This window comes from Aporhodopirellula sallentina SM41, from assembly GCF_000346505.1.
GTDB lineage: Bacteria > Planctomycetota > Planctomycetia > Pirellulales > Pirellulaceae > Rhodopirellula > Rhodopirellula sallentina.
In genome coordinates, this window is sequence record NZ_ANOH01000235.1 from 1 (window position 1) to 21,528 (window position 21,528).

General features: G+C 56.0%; 14 protein-coding genes and 1 pseudogene. 7 read left to right on the forward strand and 8 right to left on the reverse strand.

Annotated elements, in window-relative coordinates; translation table 11 throughout:
* A partial coding sequence (locus RSSM_RS16035; RefSeq protein WP_044302731.1) for a PVC-type heme-binding CxxCH protein occupies positions 1–2,179 on the forward strand: 2,179 nt, incomplete at its 5' end.
* A 157-nt stretch (positions 2,180–2,336) separates the two neighbouring features.
* On the opposite strand, the gene RSSM_RS16040 is transcribed toward RSSM_RS16035, so the two are convergent.
* The 3 genes from RSSM_RS16040 to RSSM_RS16050 form a co-directional block, all read right to left on the reverse strand.
* The gene (locus tag RSSM_RS16040; protein ID WP_008680820.1) at positions 2,337–2,846 is read right to left on the reverse strand and encodes a peroxiredoxin-like family protein; all 510 of its coding nucleotides are present in this window, start codon (positions 2,844–2,846) and stop codon (positions 2,337–2,339) included.
* A 203-nt stretch (positions 2,847–3,049) separates the two neighbouring features.
* A complete protein-coding gene (locus RSSM_RS16045; RefSeq protein WP_236621183.1) occupies positions 3,050–3,433 on the reverse strand; it encodes a hypothetical protein in 384 nt (127 codons plus the stop codon).
* Between the two features lie 52 nt (positions 3,434–3,485).
* On the reverse strand, positions 3,486–4,316 hold the full coding sequence (locus tag RSSM_RS16050; protein ID WP_044302736.1) for a manganese catalase family protein: 831 nt from the start codon (positions 4,314–4,316) through the stop codon (positions 3,486–3,488).
* A 718-nt stretch (positions 4,317–5,034) separates the two neighbouring features.
* On the opposite strand from RSSM_RS16050, the gene RSSM_RS16060 reads away from it, so the two are divergent.
* Positions 5,035–5,472: a hypothetical protein gene (locus tag RSSM_RS16060; RefSeq protein ID WP_008680829.1), complete on the forward strand. Its 438-nt coding sequence runs from the start codon at positions 5,035–5,037 to the stop codon at positions 5,470–5,472.
* An 81-nt stretch (positions 5,473–5,553) separates the two neighbouring features.
* Here the strand turns inward: RSSM_RS16060 and RSSM_RS16065 are convergent, their stop codons facing one another.
* From RSSM_RS16065 to RSSM_RS16080, 4 genes are all read right to left on the reverse strand, one after another.
* The gene (locus tag RSSM_RS16065; protein WP_144059864.1) at positions 5,554–6,975 is read right to left on the reverse strand and encodes an SGNH/GDSL hydrolase family protein; all 1,422 of its coding nucleotides are present in this window, start codon (positions 6,973–6,975) and stop codon (positions 5,554–5,556) included.
* The gene (locus RSSM_RS16070; protein WP_144059865.1) at positions 6,975–8,303 is read right to left on the reverse strand and encodes an SGNH/GDSL hydrolase family protein; all 1,329 of its coding nucleotides are present in this window, start codon (positions 8,301–8,303) and stop codon (positions 6,975–6,977) included. Before RSSM_RS16070 ends, RSSM_RS16065 begins: the two co-directional genes overlap by 1 nt.
* 118 nt (positions 8,304–8,421) lie before the next feature.
* Positions 8,422–9,894: a DNRLRE domain-containing protein gene (locus RSSM_RS16075; RefSeq protein WP_008680832.1), complete on the reverse strand. Its 1,473-nt coding sequence runs from the start codon at positions 9,892–9,894 to the stop codon at positions 8,422–8,424.
* Between the two features lie 20 nt (positions 9,895–9,914).
* Positions 9,915–10,502, reverse strand: a complete 588-nt coding sequence (locus RSSM_RS16080) for a sigma-70 family RNA polymerase sigma factor (protein WP_008680833.1) — start codon at positions 10,500–10,502, stop codon at positions 9,915–9,917.
* Positions 10,503–10,755: 253 nt separating this feature from the next.
* Here RSSM_RS16080 and RSSM_RS16090 point away from each other — a divergent pair.
* The 4 genes and pseudogenes from RSSM_RS16090 to RSSM_RS16110 all read left to right on the forward strand — a co-directional run bounded on the left by RSSM_RS16090 (position 10,756) and on the right by RSSM_RS16110 (position 18,134).
* Positions 10,756–12,013: pseudogene (locus RSSM_RS16090) on the forward strand (DUF1559 family PulG-like putative transporter).
* Complete coding sequence (locus RSSM_RS16095; protein ID WP_144059866.1) at positions 12,000–12,266, forward strand: hypothetical protein; 267 nt, start codon at positions 12,000–12,002, stop codon at positions 12,264–12,266. Before RSSM_RS16090 ends, RSSM_RS16095 begins: the two are co-directional and overlap by 14 nt.
* A gap of 319 nt (positions 12,267–12,585) precedes the next feature.
* Positions 12,586–13,968 carry a LamG domain-containing protein gene (locus RSSM_RS16100; RefSeq protein ID WP_008680841.1) on the forward strand — a complete coding sequence of 461 codons (1,383 nt, stop codon included), beginning with the start codon at positions 12,586–12,588 and terminating at the stop codon, positions 13,966–13,968.
* A gap of 155 nt (positions 13,969–14,123) precedes the next feature.
* On the forward strand, positions 14,124–18,134 hold the full coding sequence (locus tag RSSM_RS16110) for a hypothetical protein (protein WP_063709079.1): 4,011 nt from the start codon (positions 14,124–14,126) through the stop codon (positions 18,132–18,134).
* 214 nt (positions 18,135–18,348) lie between these two features.
* Here the strand turns inward: RSSM_RS16110 and RSSM_RS16115 are convergent, their stop codons facing one another.
* A complete protein-coding gene (locus RSSM_RS16115) occupies positions 18,349–19,965 on the reverse strand; it encodes a tetratricopeptide repeat protein (RefSeq protein WP_008680844.1) in 1,617 nt (538 codons plus the stop codon).
* Between the two features lie 225 nt (positions 19,966–20,190).
* Here RSSM_RS16115 and RSSM_RS16120 point away from each other — a divergent pair, with 225 nt between their 5' ends.
* A complete protein-coding gene (locus RSSM_RS16120) occupies positions 20,191–21,312 on the forward strand; it encodes a hypothetical protein (RefSeq protein ID WP_063709081.1) in 1,122 nt (373 codons plus the stop codon).
* Positions 21,313–21,528: the final 216 nt, after the last annotated feature.

Consider the following 21,528-nt stretch of genomic DNA (forward strand, 5'->3'; position numbering starts at 1 on the left):
CGGTTTACTGGTCAATCAAACCGACGAGGAAGTGACGATCAAGACCGCCGAGGGTGTGGACCGAACGATTCCCGCCGAGGACATCGAAGAGATGGTGCGCCGCGATGTCTCGTTGATGCCGGAGAATCTCCATCAATTGATGACGGTTCAAGAACTCGTGGACATGGTCGACTATCTCGTGCTGCTGAAGAAGAAAACGCAAAGTGGATCTCATATTCGCAGCAGCAATGCCGGCCAATCAGAACCGGCTGCGTCGCATGAATCCGAAGACGCTTTGGCGGGAATTGAAATCGCCGACGATCTTTCCGCTCGGCTCTTTTCCGCTGAGCCCGAACTTCGCAACCCCAGCAATATCGACGTGGACCATCTTGGCCGAGTATGGGTTTGCGAAGTCGTCAACTATCGGCATTTTCGCAATCCGAACAATCCGGTTCGTTCCGAAGGCGATCGAATCTTGGTGCTCGAAGACACTGACCACGACGGTGCGGCAGATAAATCGACGGTCTTCTACCAGGGAAACGACGTGAACTCCGCCCACGGGATTTGCGTGCTGGGGGATCGCGTGATTATTTCCGCTGGCGACCAAGTTTGCTCGTTTTTCGATGACGATGGTGACCTCGTCGCCGACCGCAAAGAAATGATGTTCAGCGGCATCGGCGGTGTCGAGCACGACCACGGAATCCACGCGTTTGTTCCGGGCCCTGATGGAAAGCTGTACTTCAACTTTGGCAACGAAGGTCATCAGATCAAAGATGCCGATGGGAACCCGATTGTCGATCGATCAGGTCGTGAAGTGCGAGATCACGGGAAACCTTATCAACAAGGAATGGTGTTTCGTTGCGATCTCGACGGGAGCAACGTTGAAACGCTCGCGTGGAACTTCCGAAACAACTGGGAACTGTGCGTCGATTCGTTCGGCACGATTTGGCAATCCGATAACGATGATGACGGTAACCGCGCGACGCGAATCAACTATGTCATGCCGTTTGGTAACTATGGGTATCGCGGCGAGATGGACGGTTCCACGTGGCGAGTCCGCCGGACCGGCATGCACGAGGACATCCCACTGAGGCATTGGCACTTGCGAGATCCCGGCGTGATTCCCAACGTGGTGCAAACCGGTGCTGGATCGCCTACAGGAATCATTCGTTATGAAGGAGAGACGCTTCCGTCGCGATATCACAACGAGTTGCTTCACTGCGACCCCGGGCCTAACTCGGTTCGCATGTATCAAATCGAAAATGACGGTGCCGGCTATATCGGCGAGCAAAACGAAATGTTGACCGGCACGCGTGACCGTTGGTTCCGACCGGTGGATGTCTGTGTCGCACCCGACGGATCATTGTTCGTCGCCGATTGGTACGATCCAGGCGTCGGCGGCCACCGCATGGGAGACACCGAACGAGGTCGCATTTTTCGCGTCACCGGTCGGGACGGTGCGGATCGATACGACGTTCCTGAGGTCGATTTCGAAACACTCGAAGGAACGATCGCGGGTTTGAAGAGTCCCAACGTTTCGACGCGTTTTCTGGCTGCCGAACGGCTGCGTCAGACGAGAGGTGAAGCCGACGTTGCGACTGTCATCAAGCGTTTGACCGAGATGGCTCGTCAATCGCAGAAAGCGTACGAGCGATCGCGAGCGTTGTGGGTGCTCGCTTCATTGGACACACACCGAGCGGTGCGTCTGGCTGCACAAGACGACGATCCGCATGTCCGCTGTGCCGGGATCCGAATTGCAAAACAGCACGGCATGAACATTGTGAAACTCGCGGCGCGATTCGCTGCGGACAATTCTCCGCAAGTGCGTCGGGAGGCGGCGTTGTCGTTACGTGGACTGGGGGATGAAATGGTTCCGGTTTGGGTCGACTTGGCCAAACAGCATGACGGAAACGACCGATGGTACGTCGAGGCATTGGGAATTGCCGCTGACGGCAATTGGGACGCGTGCCTGACCGGTTGGATCGAAACAGTTGGAGATCAGTGGGACACGCGGGCGGGGCGTGATTTGATTTGGCGAAGCCGTGCATCGATGACGAGCGAGTGGCTCGCGAAGATTCTCGCCGAGTCCGAGGACGCGAACGATTCCGCTCGCTATCTACGCGCATTTGACTTCCAACCCGACACGCCGCGGAAACAAAATGCGTTGCGTTCCATCGCGGAAGTGGTTGCGAAGCGCTAGAGCACTTCAACCTCTGACGCGCCGAATCCCCGTAGCCGGATTCGCCAGAACTCAGGCCACCGAAGATTGGCCATATCAATTCTAAAAACGCTGGAAACGACACGCGGCCAAGATGGGCCGCAAGCCGATTGGCATTCGGGGAAACGAGCCGGCGTGCTTACGCTTCGCCGCGCCCGGGATACCCCTTCTCGATGATGAACTGGAATCCAGAGATCAGCTCATCGATGCCCGGCCGGGTGAAAGGCATCGTTTGGATCGACGAGGCATAGAGTTCCCCGTCGGGCCGAACGATGAAGAGTCCCGGTTCGCTGAACACCTCGGGCTCCTCCGACTTGATCGCCTTCGAAACATAAAGCCCCCACTGGCGTGCTTTATCGATCGGCAACTCATAACCTATCGGAAGGTTCTCAATCTTCCATTCGTCTTTGCTCTTCTTGGCACGGTCTTCCGAATCGCTGCTGATCGCGATCGCGTTGATACCCATCGAGGAGAGTTCGTCGAATTTGCGGTCGATGCTCCGCAGATAGCTCTTGCAGATTGGACAGTGATATCCGCGGTAGAAAAACACGAACGTGAAGTGCTCGGGACTTTGGTCACCGAGTTTCCATTCTTCTCCGCCGATGGTTTGGACGGAGAGTTCAGGGACTTTGGTTTGTGGCTTGATCATATCAATGTTGTGTTGAAAGTGTTGAGTTGGACCGGCACGTGTTGCTGCGCAGCCGAGTGCGATGCATCCAATCGTTGTGACGTGGCAACCCGCGAGTCTGGATTTGGCAGCGATCTTCGGCAAAGAGATGGGGCGTGACGAGCAAAGCTGCCGCTGCCCCATCTCAGTTGTTTTGCGGAGACGCTACGAAAAGGATGCTGTGACTAGACTTGGCTGCCGACGTGCAGAACGCTCATCGTGACATTGCCTCGCGGGTCGCCGAGAAAGTTGATCGCAATTTCCGCGCCAACTTCACCTTTGCGAGTTACGGGGGTAGCGAAAACGGAAGTGATCGCCGGGTTCTCGTTGTCCTGCTCGGTGAGCGTGCAGAACACGTGTCCTCCCTGAACGTTCGTGCGAACGAACTGGCGGATTTGGTTCTTGCCGTCGAGCGAAGGTGGAATGGTCAGTTCACTACAGAAGACAGCCGAGTTGTCATCTTTTGAGTTCGCCGCGTTGGATTGACCGCTTGCGAGCAGGCTGGCGATTCCGCCGACACCTCCTAGCAACCCACCGACTACGTGGCGGCGTTGGATTTCAGATTCCATCGAATTTCCTTTGCATGGATCGGGGTGATTGATCGACATCGAACGCCGACAGTTACTCTTTCATTTGTCCTTTTTGAGCGGCTGTTTTTGGTGACGCGGCACCCAGGTTTGGCTTGTCCCCGAGCGGACGCATTTGCACGGCGGAGTTCTTGCCTTTGCCATCGAAGGACTTTCCTTTCGTCCACGCACCGTGCGGGGTTTTGAAGTCATCCGAGACACCGAAGGACATGAACGCGTAGGCGTAGTCGCTGTTCTCTTCTTCCTGTGGGAAGGAGTTCGGGATTGGATGGTTTTCGGGGCCGCCGAGTTCTTCCCACGCGGCAAGCCATTGGTTTTGATGCATCGTGTCGCGGGCAATCATGTAGCTCAACATGTCCTTCATTCCCGGATCGTCGGTCATCTTCCACAGTTGAACCGCTAGCATGCGACCGGTGGATTCTGCGGTTGCGTTCGCGAGCATATCGGCCGCTACGTTGCCGCTGGCATATACATGGCTGCAGTTGAACGGAACCCCTTCACTGTCGACGGGCATCGCTGCCATGCAGGTGCCGATAGCATGTTGAATGTTCATGCCACCCATCGCCGCCATCACCAACGGATCTTTCGCGGCCTCCTCTTGTTCGAGCGGTGCTCCTTCGAGGTTCAACGCGACGGCGGTCGCCAGCATTTCGATGTGAGCCATCTCCTCGGTACCGGTCTCCAGTAGCATGTCGCGGTACTTTGCGGGACCACGAGCACCCCATGCCTGAAACAGGTACTGCAAACAAACACGAACCTCGCCTTGGATACCACCGATTGCCTGTTGCAACGCTTTGGCAAACAACGGGCTTGGCTTTTCGACTCGTACGGGATACTGAAGTTTGCCGCCGTCATGATAAAACATATGTGTTTCCTTTTTGGATTGTTGGAGGAACTGAAAAACAGTTTCATCGCGGCTTTTGCAAGTCGCGCGCCACGTCACCATCACGGCGGAAAGGGAGTTCACAAATTGTTGCGATTGCGGCTTCACGAGTGGCATCGAACGCAACGAGAGAGTTCGTCAGTCGTTTCGCGACAGTTCCGCTGAACGGTCATCTTCCACGATGACCAGATCGATGCGCCCTCAATGACCAGTGAGGTTCGCGTCGCATATTGCGAGGTCCGGGCATTCACAACGCTAAACGTGAGCGCGATTTCGAGATGCTGTAGCTGATTGCGTCCGATTTCGGTGGCGTCAGGTTTGGAGAATCCTGCGACGGGGATCGGGCGGGTCAAATGTTAAATTGCGATAAAGAGTGTCGCGTGCATGCAGATTCATTCGCTCTTTCGATTCAAGCAGTTCCAGGCTTCATCCTCCCTCCAGGAGGGGCGAACGAAGCGACGGGAGTTCGAAGCATGGAAATGGCGACCAGCCCTCTTGGCCGGAAGAGTGACGTATTCGGGGCTTTGGCGCCTGCAAAACAAAGATAATCGTCACGTCTCTGTTCGTGTTGTGGAGAGAGTGTCGCCGTCACGACGATTTGTAGGCTTGGTGCTTCGGTTGTGACCCATGTTGGTTTACTTGCCCCATTTTTTCGCTCACTCACGTTGCACCGTCGAACTCGCGTCGAATAGGCAGACAGATGAATCAAACCATCGAAAATTGCGGCTACACCGGAACGCTATCACCTCAGCTCGTCGCATTTGCGAGACGTCAATTCGTTAATGCGACTATATACAAGGGGCGACAGCGTCGTCGCGAGGGACGCTTTGCAATGATGATTCCCGTGATTGGCGTTGCCATTGACGATCAAGATCATCCCATCGGTGAGCCGTTCGACATGATTACTCGTGACGTCGGTTCGAAGTCGGTGGGCCTGATCCACGAAAACCCGATGGCGCATCAACGGATCGCAATTCACATGGTCGTCGCGGGCGCGGAAGTCGACGTGTCCGTTGCTCTCATGTGGCGAGGTCCGCTCGGTCCGTTCTACGGCTCCGGCGGCGTGTACCTGGATCGGCTCGATCGTTTTCCATGTCCGCTGGATTGCGATCCGGTTACCTGGCCGGAGTCAATCTAGCATTTCGCGACGAGAATCTGGGTTGCGACCAAACGTGTTCGCCTCTCCACGTGACCAACCGGTGCATGGTGAAAAGCCTGCTCACGGGATGCGTGTGATTTGGAAAAGATGGGTGGTCGGCGCGCGATGCTTTTCGATCTCCGCCTGGTATGTTTTGACTTCTTCAAGGATCTCGGCGTAGCGAGGCCAGTGCTCGATGTATCGCTTCGCCATGCTGGCATTGTATTGCCGTTTGTCGTCAAAGCTATCGTAGTGCGCTTGAACTGCCTCTGGATCGTCGACATCGATTTGGTAGTGCCTTTGCATCCAACGCCGAGTGTTGAGCAGGCTGCACGCCAATGCCTCGGCTTCACGTCGTTTTGAGTTTAGTTGCGTGACCGTGAGGGCTTGTTGGTACATCGGTGTCAGCTTGTTGAGAGCCAAGTTGATACCGTGTTCGAGATCTCGGTTGGTGTGTTCGGCTACCGTGGTTCCATCGATTCTGATTTCGTATTTTCCATCGTCGAGTCCTCGCACGGAAACGATTTGCTGGCACAGGTCGTTCGCGATTGGCAGCAACGAGCTGAACTGCCTGAGTCGTGATTCGATCGGCAACGGCAGGGCGTTCTCGAGCATTTCGAACTGGATCTCACTACTGGACGCCGAGATGTTGGAAATCACCGCATTGGTGCAGTCGGCCGTGTCTGAATTTGGGACGTCGATCGCGACCCCGGAGATGATCGGAGGCACATGTTGGGCTCGCAGGATCAACCAAGACATCATCAGCCGACCTTCGTCGCGAGGGTGAATTCGATCGGGACCGACAATGGTGTACGTCGGATCGGTTTGTTGTTGTCGCAAATTGAATTCGGTCATCGGACCATGCAGATCGACCAGTGACGCGTCGTTCGCTCGGGCGATGTTGCGGACAATCGATGCACAGCGGGCGAGTCCGTCGTTACATCCCGGTTGATTTTCGCGATCGAGAATGACGGTTTGATCGAACGGAGTAGGAGTCAAGAAAACTAGTTTGGGATTATTCGCATCGCGTTTGAGACGGTCGACCAGTTTCGTCATGTTTTCGCGAAAGCGATCGAGTGCGAATTTTTGTTTTCGCATATCGTCTTCGGTCGGGTTGTCGACGTAGGTGTGTCGATAGACATCATTCATTCCGAACATGATGACGACGGATGTCGGACGCTTGTCGATGACGTCTTCCTGGAGACGTTTGAGCGCCCCGCCGGCTGTATCACCAGACCTTCCCGCGTTGATGAATTGGTACTGGCGATCCGGGTATCGTGTCAGGTAGTAGTTCGAAATGATCGTCTGGTAGTAGCCACCCGCGGTGATGCTGTCTCCGAGGAAGCAAATCCGATCGCCATCGGCAAAGGGGACGGCAGAAGTTTCCGTCTCTATCGAACGACCGGTCGCGGCACGGAGGTCTCGTGGTTGTTCGCCGTTGAGCAACGACACGGACGTGAGAAGTCCGATCACTACGAACGAGACTCGAAGTTGAGATGGCACTAGTTGGCTCCGGTCGCGAGAGTTGGTTCGGTGATCGCGTTTTCGATTTCTACGATGATTTTGTTGGCAAACATCTGCGACGTTTCACGTCCCCAGTGCAGCGTGTCTTGCGAACCCGTGGCGATCGTGTGTAGCTGGTCCGATGCGACTGGGTTGAGATCGACGATTGGGATCCCGCGTTTTCGCATTACATCGTCCACGATCGCGTTGTATCGTTTGACGCGTTCGTTGTCGGGGTTGTTGAGCGTGTGACTGCCGTCAGGTCGAATCGATCGAATCGGAGTGCAGCGTACCCAGATAACTTTGGTCTCTGGGGCGAGTTCCTCAAGGAGTCCGGCTGCATCATCGATGTTTCGTTCGAGCGTATCGACCGGGCAGCGGACCTCATGTTGACTGTTCCACCAATGCAGTGTCATCGCGTTCCAAGTGATGACGTCGTAGGGCCCATGGGAGAGCACTCCTCTCCAAGCTATCGCAGCTTTGGCGTCCTTTGCACGGATGTCATTGCCGTACCACTCGACGCCAGATCCGACCCAGTAGTCGACGTGTGCTCGGCCGGCGAAATGGTCGGTGATGAACCCTCTGTATCCCATCGAGATGGAATCACCGACGACCAGAATGCGGGGCAGCAACTCGTTTTCGATCGGTGCGCGCTGGATCATGTACTGATCCCCGCTGTAGTTCCGCATGCGTTTGAGCGACGGATCAAAATCGGTCGGAAATATCGCTCGATCGTAGATGCGAATGTTGCGGAGTGGGTAGGTTTGGGGTGGGCGTGTGTCGTGCAATGCACCACCGAACTGCAGAGGCGTATCGCTCGGACTGACTTCGTTGGTAACCGCCAGAATCAGCCCGTTGAGGAAGATCGACATTTGCTTGTTGTGGGCGACCAGCGTGATCGTGTTGAATTTGGAATTGAGAAAGCCACGTTTCTCCACGGTGCGGTATCCGTTGCACATCACCCACGCGGCGTTGTACGGCGGAGGATGATAGATCAGACGGAATCCATTCTCCGCGTCGTGGGAAGCGTTCGAAGCCAAGACTACGGCGTGGCCGGGAACCGTTTGGTTGGGACGCTTGATCTCGAACTCGATGGTGAAATCCGTTTGCGAACCGAGAATTTGAGAGGGCAGCGTGAGAATTCTTTCTGCATCAATCGATACTTCGCGATGTTCGTCGGACGTTTGCGATTGGTTCTCTGTCACGTCGTTTGTCACGTCGGCAGTGTCTCGGTTCAACTGCCAGATCGGAACAATCTGTTCAGCTTGGGTGATGCACGTCGATGTGCAACCCAGCAAAATTGCGAACAACAGCGAATGGAGTTTCATGGGAGCCTGCGTTGGCGAGAGCAAGGTGAAGTTTGGCGTGTCCAATTCGCGTAGCTGGATTCGCGAAGATTCCGATCTCCGAGGTCCGGCGGCATCGAATACTCGTTGATGAAGATCTCTAAATTGATTCTTCGTTTGCAACGAGTTGAACTTCCAGCGTGGGCGGCAACTGCGAGTTGTGACGTCGACTCGCGAAGCCGTTTGGCGTGGAATAGTCGTCCGATGAGACGGGGCTGTCTCGGACGACGATCAAGGTAACGAGACCGTTCGTGTCTTCTTGGAGAAACTGATTCAACTCTTTGCTCTGCAGTGCGACCTGTCCGGTTGCCCGTCCGTCGATGACAAGCATCGAACCGAGTCGTCTGGCTTTTGATTCGTCGACTTGATCGGACGCATCGACGTTGGCGGGAGCGTTCTCCCAACGCAGGTCTTCGGGCCTCCAGCCATCGAGCGATTCGTCCGTGACGCCGAAGACCGAGTAGAGAACGTCGTGAGGGGCCCGTAGGTGCGCCCAGTGGGTTTCCTGCAGAGTAAGAATGAGTTTCGCGTTATCGAAGTTGGATCCTTTGATCGTTTTCAAGTCGAAGCGGAGATAGCCTTTCCGGCGATAGTCGGACTCGCAGTTTTTGACCGTGATCAACGCGGGATCGAGAAACGTCGGATCGTTGCTCATGATGATTGTCGCATCCCCGCCGCGTCCCATCGCGGTGGTGATTCGCATGGTATCGTCGGAGAGATAGTTCGACCGTGGTGGAATGCGGAGTTCGCCCTCCGGGATCGAATTGTCGGCTTGCAACAAATCCGAGTGGGTGGCTTCCAAGGCTTCGCCCTTTTGAGCGATGCGTTGTTTGCCGGTTTGTTGGTGTCGTACCGATACCTTTCCTTCGATGACCCGAATTCGCGACGTGCGATCACCGGGGTTGTACGTCACGGAAAACTCTCCGTCTTGCTCGGCCGAAGATGCGTTGGGTGTGTTGATGGTAAAGCGGTCGAGCGACTTTGGGACTTTCGCTTTGGCGACTCCGGAGTGCAATTTGGCGGTCGACGAATCGATCAGTTCAAAGTCAACATCTCCCGATAGCAACACCTCGACTCCCGATGTGTAGCGAAGCGTGCAGGTGCCATGCTTCAGTCGCATGCGTCCCGGACCTAGGGGCGTGTGGACGGTCGTCGGCAGCGTGCTTTCGGCCCAACGTGCGTTGCTGCTGTGCGTCAACGTGGCCACAAAAGGAGCATGCGTTGTTTGGCGGGGTGCGGACCATAACCACGCTGAAATGAGAATGCAGGTGCAGACCGCGAGAACCGAAACGCCATTCCAAAAGTACGGCCGCAAACCTGTGGCGGCGTGATGGGCGACAGGGCTGACAGACGGCGGATCGGATTGGAGCGTATTGTGGTTCTGATGTTGCTCGAGTTGGGGCCAATTCAGGTACAACATGGCGTTGTCGTGCGTCAGGTCCAGGAACAGCGTTCTCGCTTCCGGATCGTTTTGCAGTAAATCGTTGAGCCAGTTCGCGTCTTGTTCGGTCAGGTCATCGTCAACAAGTCGTTCGATGATCCGACACAGCGCGGTTTGATCGCGTGAGTTCATGGGGGTATTTCCTTGGACGCTTATCCGTCTCCTAACGCGTGCATCATTCGGCATTCCTCACGCTTCACGCATTCACGCAGCGAAAGTCGAATGCGGCTGAGGATGCGATAGGTTGCCGCTCGTGAACGTCCACTCGCCGAAGCGATTTGATCGATATCCATTTTTTCCATATATCGCATTCGGATCATCTGTTGGTGTTCGTCAGGGAGTCGTGCGAGACACGTTGCGAGTTTGCCAAATTTGTTTTTCGTTATTGAGGTCGAATCTTCGAACTCTTTGGCGAGTGATCGGTAATTCTCTTCGCTGATTCCGAACTTCAATTTTTCCCTCGCCATGCGTTTGCGAAAGTCGAGGATGCGGTACAAGGCTGCCCTTCGTGCCCAGGCGCCAAAGTCAGTTCCAATCTCGAAGGAATCAAACGACTGCCAAAGCGCGATTTTGGTTTCCTGCAAAATGTCGTCGGAGTCGCTGACGTTTGGAAGCATCGACATCACGAAGGCCGCGAGCATCCGTTCATGTTGTCCGAGCAATCGGAGGAACTGTTCGGTGGCGTCGGAATCGACGTCTTGTGGGGCGCTCGGTCTCGATTGAATTTCAGGAGTTGTCATTTGCTAACAAGAGTGCCGGTTCAACGTGGATTGGACTGACAATTTTGAAACTTCGTGAAAAGTTTCATGCTTTGTGCGTCCAACCGAGAGGACATCGTCACTTGTATCTATAGCCGATGATCGGACCGGCATGTTGTGGTTTAGGACGCTTCAACTCCCGGTATTTGGTTAAACGGCTCAGGAGTGACGGTTCGCTTGCCTGCTTTTCTTGATCTGGTTTGATTGTTGTTCTAACTAAGAAAAGGGTGGTTTTATGGTCAGTACTCGACCTTGGAGACGGGCGTTCACCTTAGTGGAATTGCTCGTCGTGATTGCGATTATCGGTGTGTTGGTCGGCTTATTGTTGCCTGCAGTTCAGGCGGCACGCGAAGCAGCACGGCGGATGAGTTGCAGCAATAATTTCAAGCAGATCGGTCTCGGTTTGCACAACTATCATTCGGCCTATAACAGATTGCCGATGCAGTGCGGTGGTACCGCCAACGACGACAACATTTGGGATCCGAGTCCGATGGCGGACCAGCAGTCGCGGATCAGTACCGCGAACAACTACTTTCAGTTGAGTTGGTTGGTTGGTTGGGTTGACGCCGTTCATTGAGCAGCAGGCGTTGTGGGAGCAAATCAGCAATCCGTTGCTCGAGCCTACACAGCAGCTGCATCGTTTTCCGCCGATGGGGCCTTATCCTCGTCGCTCATTGACCGACGAAGGACGATGTAGCTATCCGCCATGGATGACGAACGTTCCCACGTTCCGTTGCCCGAGCGATCCGGGAATGGGGCTGCCGAGTCAAGGGCGTACAAACTATGCGGCCTGCCTCGGTGATTCGATTCAAAAACAGGCCCTCGGTGCGGTGGGGTCGAATGGTGAACCGGATTCAAACTTGCACAACATCAAACAGATGCTCGCCGGTTGCCGGGGCGTCTTTCAGTCGCACCGACAGACTTCGTTCCGTGACATTTTGGACGGTTTGGCGAACACGATTGCCGGCGGCGAAATCCTGACGGACTTGGGTGATCGTGATAATCGCACGCACGGTGTTGGGCACAAAAACTCGTACAGCCCCGCCGTGAGCGAAGCGGGCGGTGCGGTTGTTTGCCGAGAGGCGATCGATCCTCTGCGGCCGAACTTTTGGCGTGACCCGTCGGAGTTTCCTTCGACGCTTGAGGAGACGGGGGCAGCCGAGAATCGGCGTGGTTTCAAATGGGCGTTGGGGCTTCCTTGGCATACCGGAATGACCACGATCACACCTCCCAACAGCGAAGTTTGCTTTCACTGGCGATACACGGATCCGGCGATCCTTCCTCCGGCCAGTCGTCACCAAGGCGGGTGTCACGTGTTGATGTCGGACGGTGCGGTGAGGTTTATAACCGATTCGATTGAAGCCGGCGACGTCATGAGCGGTCAGGTAGGTTACGGCGGGGATTACGAGCCTGGAGGTTCGCCGAGCCCGTTCGGTTTGTGGGGCGCACTCGGTACACGCGGAGCGAAGGAGGTGATCGATGGTGAGTTCTGAATCAATCACAGGACCGTGTCGTCGCAGTGGTGCCCGGTGGATGGGGCACAACGGCCCGGTTGTGAAAACCGTTGGATGCACTGGGAGCTTCACCGCCGTCGCCATGATCTTCGCCGCATCGCTGAGTTTTGTTGCGGGCTGCGGTGGTTCGTCGGCTCCCGAATTGAACTCGACTCGATCCGAGTTGGAAGCGTTTCTCGAAGAGCATCCCAACGGATTGAGTGAGGACGTGAAAATGGAAGGACAGGAATGAAGCCTGTGATCCGTTTTTCGCTTCAGTAAGGTGGTTTGATCCTCACGTTGTGGCCTGACGGTTAACGCATGGCGACTCACGCACCAGACGGCTCTCGCTTCATTGCCGGTGATGTTGCCCGCTTTGTTGTCGGGCGCGAGTCAGCCGTCCGGTGCAGTGTCGTCTGCGGAGGATTCCGTTTGCCGGTTCTCTGTGCTGGTGCGACTGTAGAAACTCCTCGCAATGAGGAGTTTTGACTCGGAGTGAGTCGAATGTTTCTTGTTCCTATTTCAGTTCAATGTCGTTTCTTATGTCGAAAAGTTTTCCGAGAGATTCATCTGTGAATCAAGTCGATGTCAACAACCTTCCGCTGACTAGCGAGGGATTTCGCCGCGAACGATCGCCCATTGGCCACTCGCCGATGACAGGAGGTGGGGTTCGGACGTGTGCTGTTGGCTTTATAGCGAGTGTTGTTTCGTTGCTCGCCTACTGTCCTGATTCGCATGCAGCCGACAACGCGTACGAGCGTCATGTGGGTGTCGTCACCGAAACGCCCGGATTGGTTGCGTTTTGGGATTTCGTGCGGCGTGAACCTGAGGGAGCGAGACGTTTTGTTGCACATGTTCCGCCTCACTCGGAAAACGAGTTTGCGCTCGACGCCAACAATTATGTGCGCGACTATTGGGGCACGGGACGGAAGGCAACGTACGACGACTTTCCCCTTTTGGGACGCGGGCCGTTTGGTCAAGCGATTCAAATCCGACGCGAGAGCGATCCGTCTTTTCGCCCGCTGTTGATGGTGCCACGCGAACGATTGCACGATTCGTCAATCGATATCAAAGGTGAAGATCGACCCGTGAGTGTCGTGGTGTGGGCAATTCGTGAGAGTGGCAACCATAATTTGGCTGGGATTTGGCACGAAGGAACGGATCTGAAAGAGCGATCGACCAAAAATATTCAACATGCGGTGCGTGGGCAGCGGCAGTATGCGGTCTTCGCGGGCCTCGAGCGATCGGGTTCCTCGTGCGGCCACGTCTCCGAAAATGGGGCCGGTTCGTTTCAGTACAAGTACGCGATGCACAAGACGTACAGCCAAGAGCGATCACCGGAGGTACCGGCCGATTCGGATCGCGAGGTGCTGGATCAGTCGTGGCAGTGTTTCGCGATGACGTTTGATCCAGAGAAAGAGGAACTGAAGAGCTGGCTCGGTGGCGAAGCCGAGCGACGATGGCAAGACAACATCAAACAAGCCATTCCGCAGGTCTACAACGCGTGGTTGCAAGCAGAACTGCACAGCGTGCCTGGGCTGCAAAAGGGCGAAGACGAAAGTTACCCGCACGACCAATTCTATCATCCGCCTGAAGACAAGCTCGTTTCGAGCGATACGGTAAGCGAGTCTGCGAAGCGACGTGTCGAACTGAAGCAGTTCGAATACACGCGAGTACGTGTGACATCGGAATTGCAAGGCGATGGCAGTTGGAAAGTCGTCGATCGCGATTTGGTAGCGGTTTGCAAGAACCCATGGTGGTTCCCGCATCCGATCTACAGCCCCGCGGACTCGCGCAGTGGCGGACCGTTCACGATCGGTCGGGCGATCCACAGTGCACGATCAGTCGGCTTTACCGGATGGATCGGCGGTGTCGCGGTCTTCGATCGTGCGTTGGGTGCGAGCGAACTGAAAACGCTCGCCGAGATCCCCGTGATCGATTCGGCTCAGCTCTAACGACTCTGCATCACCAGCGTATTGTCATGAATAAGCAAGAGAGCACGCGTCACGCGACGGTGTTCTCGTAGTCCCCCTCCGCGTTTTCCTTCCTGGTCGAAGTTCCCACCCCCGCCGCCCTCCATCTCACCCCGCCTAACATCTCTCCGCGTACCATGAATATCTCCCTCCGTCGCGCATGCGCGATCCTGTCTCTTTGTTGCTTCCTGTCTGGGGTGTCCTTCGGCAAGGGGGTGGAAGGACGCTATGTCTATTTTGGCAATGGGCTTTCATCGATTCTCGGCGTCGCTGAACTCGAGGTCTACTCGGAAGGCGAAAACGTCGTTTTCAAGAAAGCGGACGACTTCACGTTGCACTGCATTACCGCTCGCGATCCGGAATCAAACGCGACTCACTTTCGAAATCTCGTTGACGGTAACAAGAGCACGTTGCAGCGGTGGCCACACACTTTCGAACGGGCCGCCGATGGTCTGGGCTACAAAGACGGCGCCCACAGCCTTTGTGCGTTTGAAGTCGATCTCGGTAAGACAACGCCGATTGAGAGGATCGAGTTCTATCGCAGCCGATACATCATGGACGACAAACCGTTCAAGTTGTTTCAGGATCTCGGATGGCGGTATTTGCTCGTTCTCAACGAAGACCGACAGATCGTGTCATGGGAAGTGTTCAACATCTATCCAAGCAATTGGAGAGAAGTTAAGGGACATTGGACGTTCACGCCGGCACCGGCCGATGGGGCACCGGCTGGGCGAGTGGTTCCGCAAGGCAGCCTGAATTGGTTGAGCGAAGCGGAGTTCATTCGCGACTTTCTCGGTAAACCAGTCAACGAGGCCAATCAGAATCTCACCGAAGCGGATCAAGACCGGTTGGATCGGTTCGAACATCGGAACGATCCCGCCGAGATCGACCGGCTCGGTGAAAAGTTCTTTCGAGTCGTGAATCTCGATCGTCCGGGGCTCAGAGAAGTAAAACGTCTCGCGAATCAGGGGCGATACCCCGAAGCGTTGGAGGCGTTCAAGAAGCCGTTCTTTCAAACGATCGGCGTGCTTAAGCACGTTCACGGGGACTTCGAGTATTCCTGGATCACCAACCCGAACTCACGCATTGGCATGCGTGCGCGTGATCTGAAGATTCAGGTATACGGGGACAAGAATGATCTCACTGTGAAGTCATTCACACCTGGGTTGCTGCCCCCGGCGCCGCTGGAATACCCGTTTCAAATGCAACCACTCTTGCTCCGATACGTAGCGACCGGCGATCTGGACGCGTTGAGAATGTGGGAATCGATGACGGATGATTGGGCGCTGGGGTACCAAGAGGCGGCCGATCAGGATCCGCGTAAGCTCCGTGACCATTTTGTTTTGTGTGGCGGGGCGGCGATGGATAACTTGTTGGATCTGGTCAACGCCGCTGAAGACCGGCCTGAGTTCGTGAAGGACCTTTCCGGGGCGACGCTCGCACGGTACATGTTGCCGATCGTCGAAGAGTTGCCGGTTTCCATTTGGCGGGTTTGTCGAACGTGCACCTTCAACCACACCTACAACGCGGTGCCTGGTGGTTGGTTGTTCTCGCGGGCGATCATGGATTTCCGAGCCGGCGAACGACTCGAGAAGGAGATGCGTCAGGCTTTTGTGCGGCTGTTCACGCACAACATGTATCGCGACGGTTCGATGGTGGAGGTCGGTGATGAAGGGCATTTCATGACAACCATTCATGCACCGGCGCGGCTCTACGGTATTTTTGAACAGTATGGTCGCCCGAGTTGGTTCACTCCGGCAATGGAAACCTATTTCCTCGACCATTTTCGAACGAATGTTCTGTCGCACGTAAAGAACATTTCTCCCAGTGGGGCTCACGTGCGATGGAGCACCAATGATGTTTCCGCTGGGCCGGTCGAAATTGAGTTGGGGTTGAAGCATCCGTCGTGGAAGAAGCACGACCCGGAACACCCCAACTACTATCCAACGCTCTGCAAACCGATCCTGAGCGAGACGCAGCCGCGAGCGGTGATCGACACGGTATACGGCCACGGACGCAAACCGTTTGAGTTCAAACAGCGAGCCGAGAGTCAGCAGCGGATCGCCGAGTTCTACGGCGACTACGACGGGGAGCCGGGGTTTCTATCCGACTGGATGCCGTACACCGGGCTCTGGTACTTCCGCGGCGGATGGGGGCACGAAGACTCGATGTTGCATATGGTCAATCCGACCAACCCTAACAGTAACGGTGGCGCGGCGTTGTACCCGGTCACCAATCGCTATGCACCTGGGTATTTGAACGCGACGAGTTTTCGGTTTCATGACTACGCGAGCCCGTTGCTGACCAGCCTCGGTGTCTCGATCGATGGTTTGCCACCGTGCCCCGAAGAAGGTCGCAGTCCGAGCGGCAGTAAACAGGACGTCTTCAGCGGTGCAACCGAAAAGCCGGCGAACAATCGATGGTACACCGATGACCAGATGGATTTTGGGGAAGCGACCTATCAGGGAAACTATCTCAAAACCGGAGCCGAGTTCGATCACGATCTACGCAAGCGAGTGTTTCGATCGAGCCCGCATCCTGTGAATGGGGTGTCGACGACTCGGCAGATCTTTCACGTACGGCCGGCGCGGATGTATCTGCAGCTCGATCGATTGAGATACGCGTCGAACGATGAAAAGCATGTCAACAAGCTCAATGACGTGATGGTGTTGATCGATCCGGACAACGAGACGGCGGCCTCGAACGATCAACTCGTCGTGGATGCTCGAAATATGCGAATCCGTACCGACAATCCGAATAACGCGGGCGTGACGGTCTGTTTCTTAGGCCAGCCGGATGCGAAGTTGGAAGTGAATCCCGCAGAGATCGGTCACGGCAGTTTTCGCCGAACGCCCACCATCACGCTTGATGGATTACGAAAAACGAAAGGCAAGGAAGTGTTGCTGACCTGGGAAGCACAGGGTGAGACGGTTCTTTTGTCGCTATTGCGAGGTCATCGCGCGGATGAAACGCCACTCAGCGAAGTTGTCGACTTGTCCGACGAGCGTGTTGTCGGCGTTCGCGCGTCCACCGTGGACGGTGTCACGGTTTCGTTCCTCTCCGCACGTCGTGATTTCGAAAAACTGTTGCTAGGGGCGATCGAGATCGAAGGCGAAGCGTTGTTAATGATGGAGCAACCTGATCAGCCGACGACGGGGTTGGTTCTCGGTGCCAGGAAGGTAAGCGTGGGAGGTGTCGAGGAGAAAGTCGCCGATGCTGATTTCCGTTTCACGATGGAGAACAAATTTGACGCACAACCGATTCGTCGACCGATCGATCCTCCGACCATATCGCCTGCGGTGACCACGTTTGTGGAGTCGACTCGCGTTTCGATTTCGAGCGAGACTCCGGGCGTCGAAATCCTGTATTTGACTGAGTCGGCAGAGAACTTTGATGGAGGAAAGAGAATCAGGGGTATTGAGAGGATGAGTCACCACGCGAAAGGATGGAAACGGTATACCGGACCGTTTGAGATTTCCGAAGGCACCTTTGTGCGTGCGAGGGCAGTGAGAAGCGGGATTCGTGACACGCCGTTTACCTCAGACGGAACCGATTCGAGTGCGATCAGCTATGCGAGTTTCCAGAAGTCGGCAATGCGTCCGGCAGTTCAACTCGAGCAAGCCTCGTTGACTCAGGGTTTGCAATACGACTACCTCGAGGGGCGATGGTTCGAACTGTGGAGCTATGCCGACGTGCTGCCTGCGTTGAAGACGGGCGTCACGAGTTCGTTGCTCGATGTCAGCATGCGAGACACCGATGGTCCGTTCGCGGTTCGGTATCACGGATATTTGCAGGTTCCCGAAAGCGGGACATACACGTTTTACGCGCCCGATGAGTTCGTCGATCACTCCTGTGAGCCAGGGTATGATTTGCGAGTGTATGTCGACGGCGAGGAATGGGACCTCGGACAAATGTGGCACGGCGGTGGAAACTGGTCGATACCGCTCGAAAAAGGTTGCCACCGATTTCTCGTCACGTTCGCCGACGCGCGGGCCAAGGATCTGCAGAACCAACGCGTCGACTTGTGGGGGCACTATCCGTGGGCTGAAACGGTGTGGCGGGGACGGGTACCCAAGTTACAGATTTCTCGTCCAGGGATCGCACGTCAGGAGATCCCTTCGCATTGGCTCAAGAGAGCCATCCGTTAAAGAGCTTTCGCGGGAGAGAGGTGTCGGGCGGTTTCTAACGTCGGTGGTCTCGATCCTAGCGGTTCCAGGCTTCATTCTCGCTCGGGAAGGGGCGAGCGCAGCGAGGGGAGGGCGGAGCATGGAATCCAGCATAAAACCCTCCCCGGCCCAAAGCGGGCCGACCCTCCCAGGGCAAGGGTGATTTGGGCTCGCTATGCGCCGGCGTTGCTGCCGCTTAGCGTGTGAACGTCAATTCCATGCCGCCTTCGGTTCGTTCGGTATCGAAGTCTTCGTTGTCGGACGCGAAGCGATCGTGTCCGCAAACTGCTGCGACGGAGAACCAATCATTCCATTGGTACTGCAGACGTCCGTGTACCCGCCAAAACAGTTCGTTTCGGGCGACGGTTCCGGTGAAGTCGCCGTAGTCGCGATAGCCGACTCCCCAGGTCGGCGTGAACTCCCATTTGGGTGCGAACTTCCAACCGGTTGATCCATGGAGGTTCACTGATTGGTAGCGGTAGTCGTCACCCTCGGTGTCTGCGGATTCGAAGTCGACTCCGAGGGCGTGCATTGGCAAGCGTTCCCATCCGGTTTGAAAGAAGCCCGTGATGCCTGTTGTGATTGTGGTGCCGTCGAGCGATGTTTGCGAAGGCGTCGCGCCGTCGTCCTCGAACGCCGATTGGGCCAAGGTCAGGTAAACGTAGTAGGCGTTCAGGCTGGGGCGAATGAGCGTTAGCGACGTGGTTCCCGAGTGACGGTTACCGACCGCGTCACCGTCGAAGAAATCCGATGAGAATACGTAGTCGACTCGTGCGATCGCTTGGCTCTGACCGAGTTCAAATCCCTTCTCGAAAAATGCACCGGGTTGAAAACTCGCCAGGTTGAACTCGGACACGTGTTCTTCATTTGCGGTGAAGTAGCCGCGGAACAGCGGACCTGCTCGCATGTCGTCGGTGCGTAGCCACTTCCAGTCGATATCAGGATTGAGAAATCCCTGAAAACCACCGCTGTCACTTTGAGCCAGTTCGCGACTGATCGGCGTCAGCGTGACGTTGGAGTTGTAAAGCACACCGGTTTTCAGAAAGACGCGGAGGCGGTTTGCCGGAGCTTTCACTTCGGCTTCGAGTTGTTCCATCCGCAGTTGTGCGTCGTCGGAACCGTCGAAAGATTGGATCTCATAGCTCGCCGGTTGGACCGGAGTTTGACCGGCGGGAAGGGCGGGCAGTTCCAAGGGCGCGGAGTCATTGATCGAGGGAAAACCGGCAGGTGGTGTGTTGCTGGTTGGTAGCTGCAGGGTCGCGGTACTCGGTTGCGGCGCGTTGATGCCCTGGTCGCGGAGTTGTCCCGCATAGGAGCTTTGCGGCGCGATGGCGAATACTCGGTCGAAGTGAACGCGTGCTTGTCCGGAATGGCCGGTTTGGGTCAAGAACTGACCAAGGTCAAAATGCGATGCGGCGTTATGTGGGTCTTCTTGGACGGAGCGTCGGGCGGATGCGATCGCTTCGTCGTGTTGTCCGATCGCGAACTGGAGTTTCGCCAGCATCCGCCAGGAGTCGCTGTGGTGCGGCGACGACTCGACCCGCTGCTGCATCATGGCGAGCATCTTCAATTGACTCGCCGAGGGGGCTGGGTTTGTGTTCCCGGTTGATGCGGACGCAGTGTCGCCGGCGGGGGCGGGGGCGGTTAACGTTGTGTTTTGACCGGGGAGTTCGCTGCCGACGGCTCCCGCGAGGACCGCCACCAATGCCATCACGCAACGCGTGAGAGTGCCGATGGTGGTGGATTGACGGCGGATCCGCACCGAGAAGCACAGGAAACGATAGGCGATGTCATTGGGAACTGTTTGCTGCATCTCTTTTGTCGATCCAGAGTCAAATTCGACTGGCGTTCGTCGGGCTCGGTTCGCTAATGTTTCGCAAAGTGAACAATTTGCCAGTGTCAGAAGTGATTCGTAACACGGCAAGGCAGTAAATTGCCAGTCCAGATTGCCCTCGATTTTGACCGTCAGATGTGCAGCCGTTCGCTGATTTCCAACGGAATGAATTTTACTAGTCTCGTGCATGGAGCGAAAACGAGTATGAGTAGTCGTAAACAATTGCGTAGCGTGGTGGGTGCCCTCTTGGCAGGTGTTACTATCGCTGTCCCCGCCTCTGCGCAAATCGGCGGGTTGCTGCCTGGTTCTCAAAGCCAGGTTCAGCAACAGGTACAACAACAAGTTCAGGCACGAGTCCAACAACGGGTCCAGGCTCAGATTCAGGGTCAAGTGCAGGCTCAGGTGCAAGGACAACTGCAGCAACGCGTGCAAGCACAAATTGCCAACGGCATTCAAGCTCGCGTCAACAATCAAATCCAATCGTCGGTCGATCAAGCAGCTCGCTTGGCGTTGCGTGCACGAGCCCAAGCCAACAACGCGGCTGCATCGGCGATCAACGGTGCCACTGCAACCGCGAGCGGTGTCCGCGTGGACGTCAATGCCGACGTGAACGTTGACGCCAACGCCGCCATTGCCGCACAGTCGAACCGATCGGCCCGAGCGAATTCATCGACCAACGCATCGCTTCGTGCCAACGCAAACGCATCGGTCGCTCCGATGGAAATCACCTCGGCGGACGTTGCTGCCTACGACAGCATCTTTGGTCAGTTCAACCCGTTGCGGGTTGCCGGTGTGGTTCGATCCAACGCACGCGCTCGTGCCGCCGCCGCTGCGGATACGGCGACGGGGATTGCGACCGATGTCGCGACCCAGTGGGCAGGTGAGGCGAAAGCCAAAGCCAACGGTGCATTCGCCGAGGCAATCGGTGGGGCGGTGGCAGCGTCAAACACTGCCGCAAACGGCGCAGCGACTGCTCAAGCCGAGTCGACCGCGACAGCCGACGCTCAAGCCAACAGCGCACTTGCAATCGCGGGCGTGATTCAAAACAACGTGGACCTCGGTGCGTTGATCCAAGTCGCCGCTCGCCAACGTCGTGCGGAGATCTCGCAAATACGTGACCAAGCTCTCGCGTCGGCTGACGTTGAGTTGATGGCTCAAGCCGACGTGATGGAATCGCAACTCGATGCATTCGCGGCGGCACAAGCTCAATTGAGCACGGCACAAAGCACGACTGCCCAACCACAAGAAACCGCGTCCGCACCGACTGCGTCGACCCAGCCCGAAACCGCGTCCGCTCCTCAGAGCAACGACACGACCGTTCGCTAGAACGCGTTGGGGTTCGCCAATGAATCGAGGCATCTGATCGACGCTGACAGTTGATCAGAGCGTGCCTCGAGAATGTCATATCGAAACGGTGCGATCGGAAATCCGGTCGCATCGTTTTTTTATGCGCTGTCAACTTACAAACTCATCCGCCGAACGGCGTTCGCTGATCCAAAGTCGGTCCGTTGCAGTTCAGGCGGGCGTGAAGTGCCGAGGCAG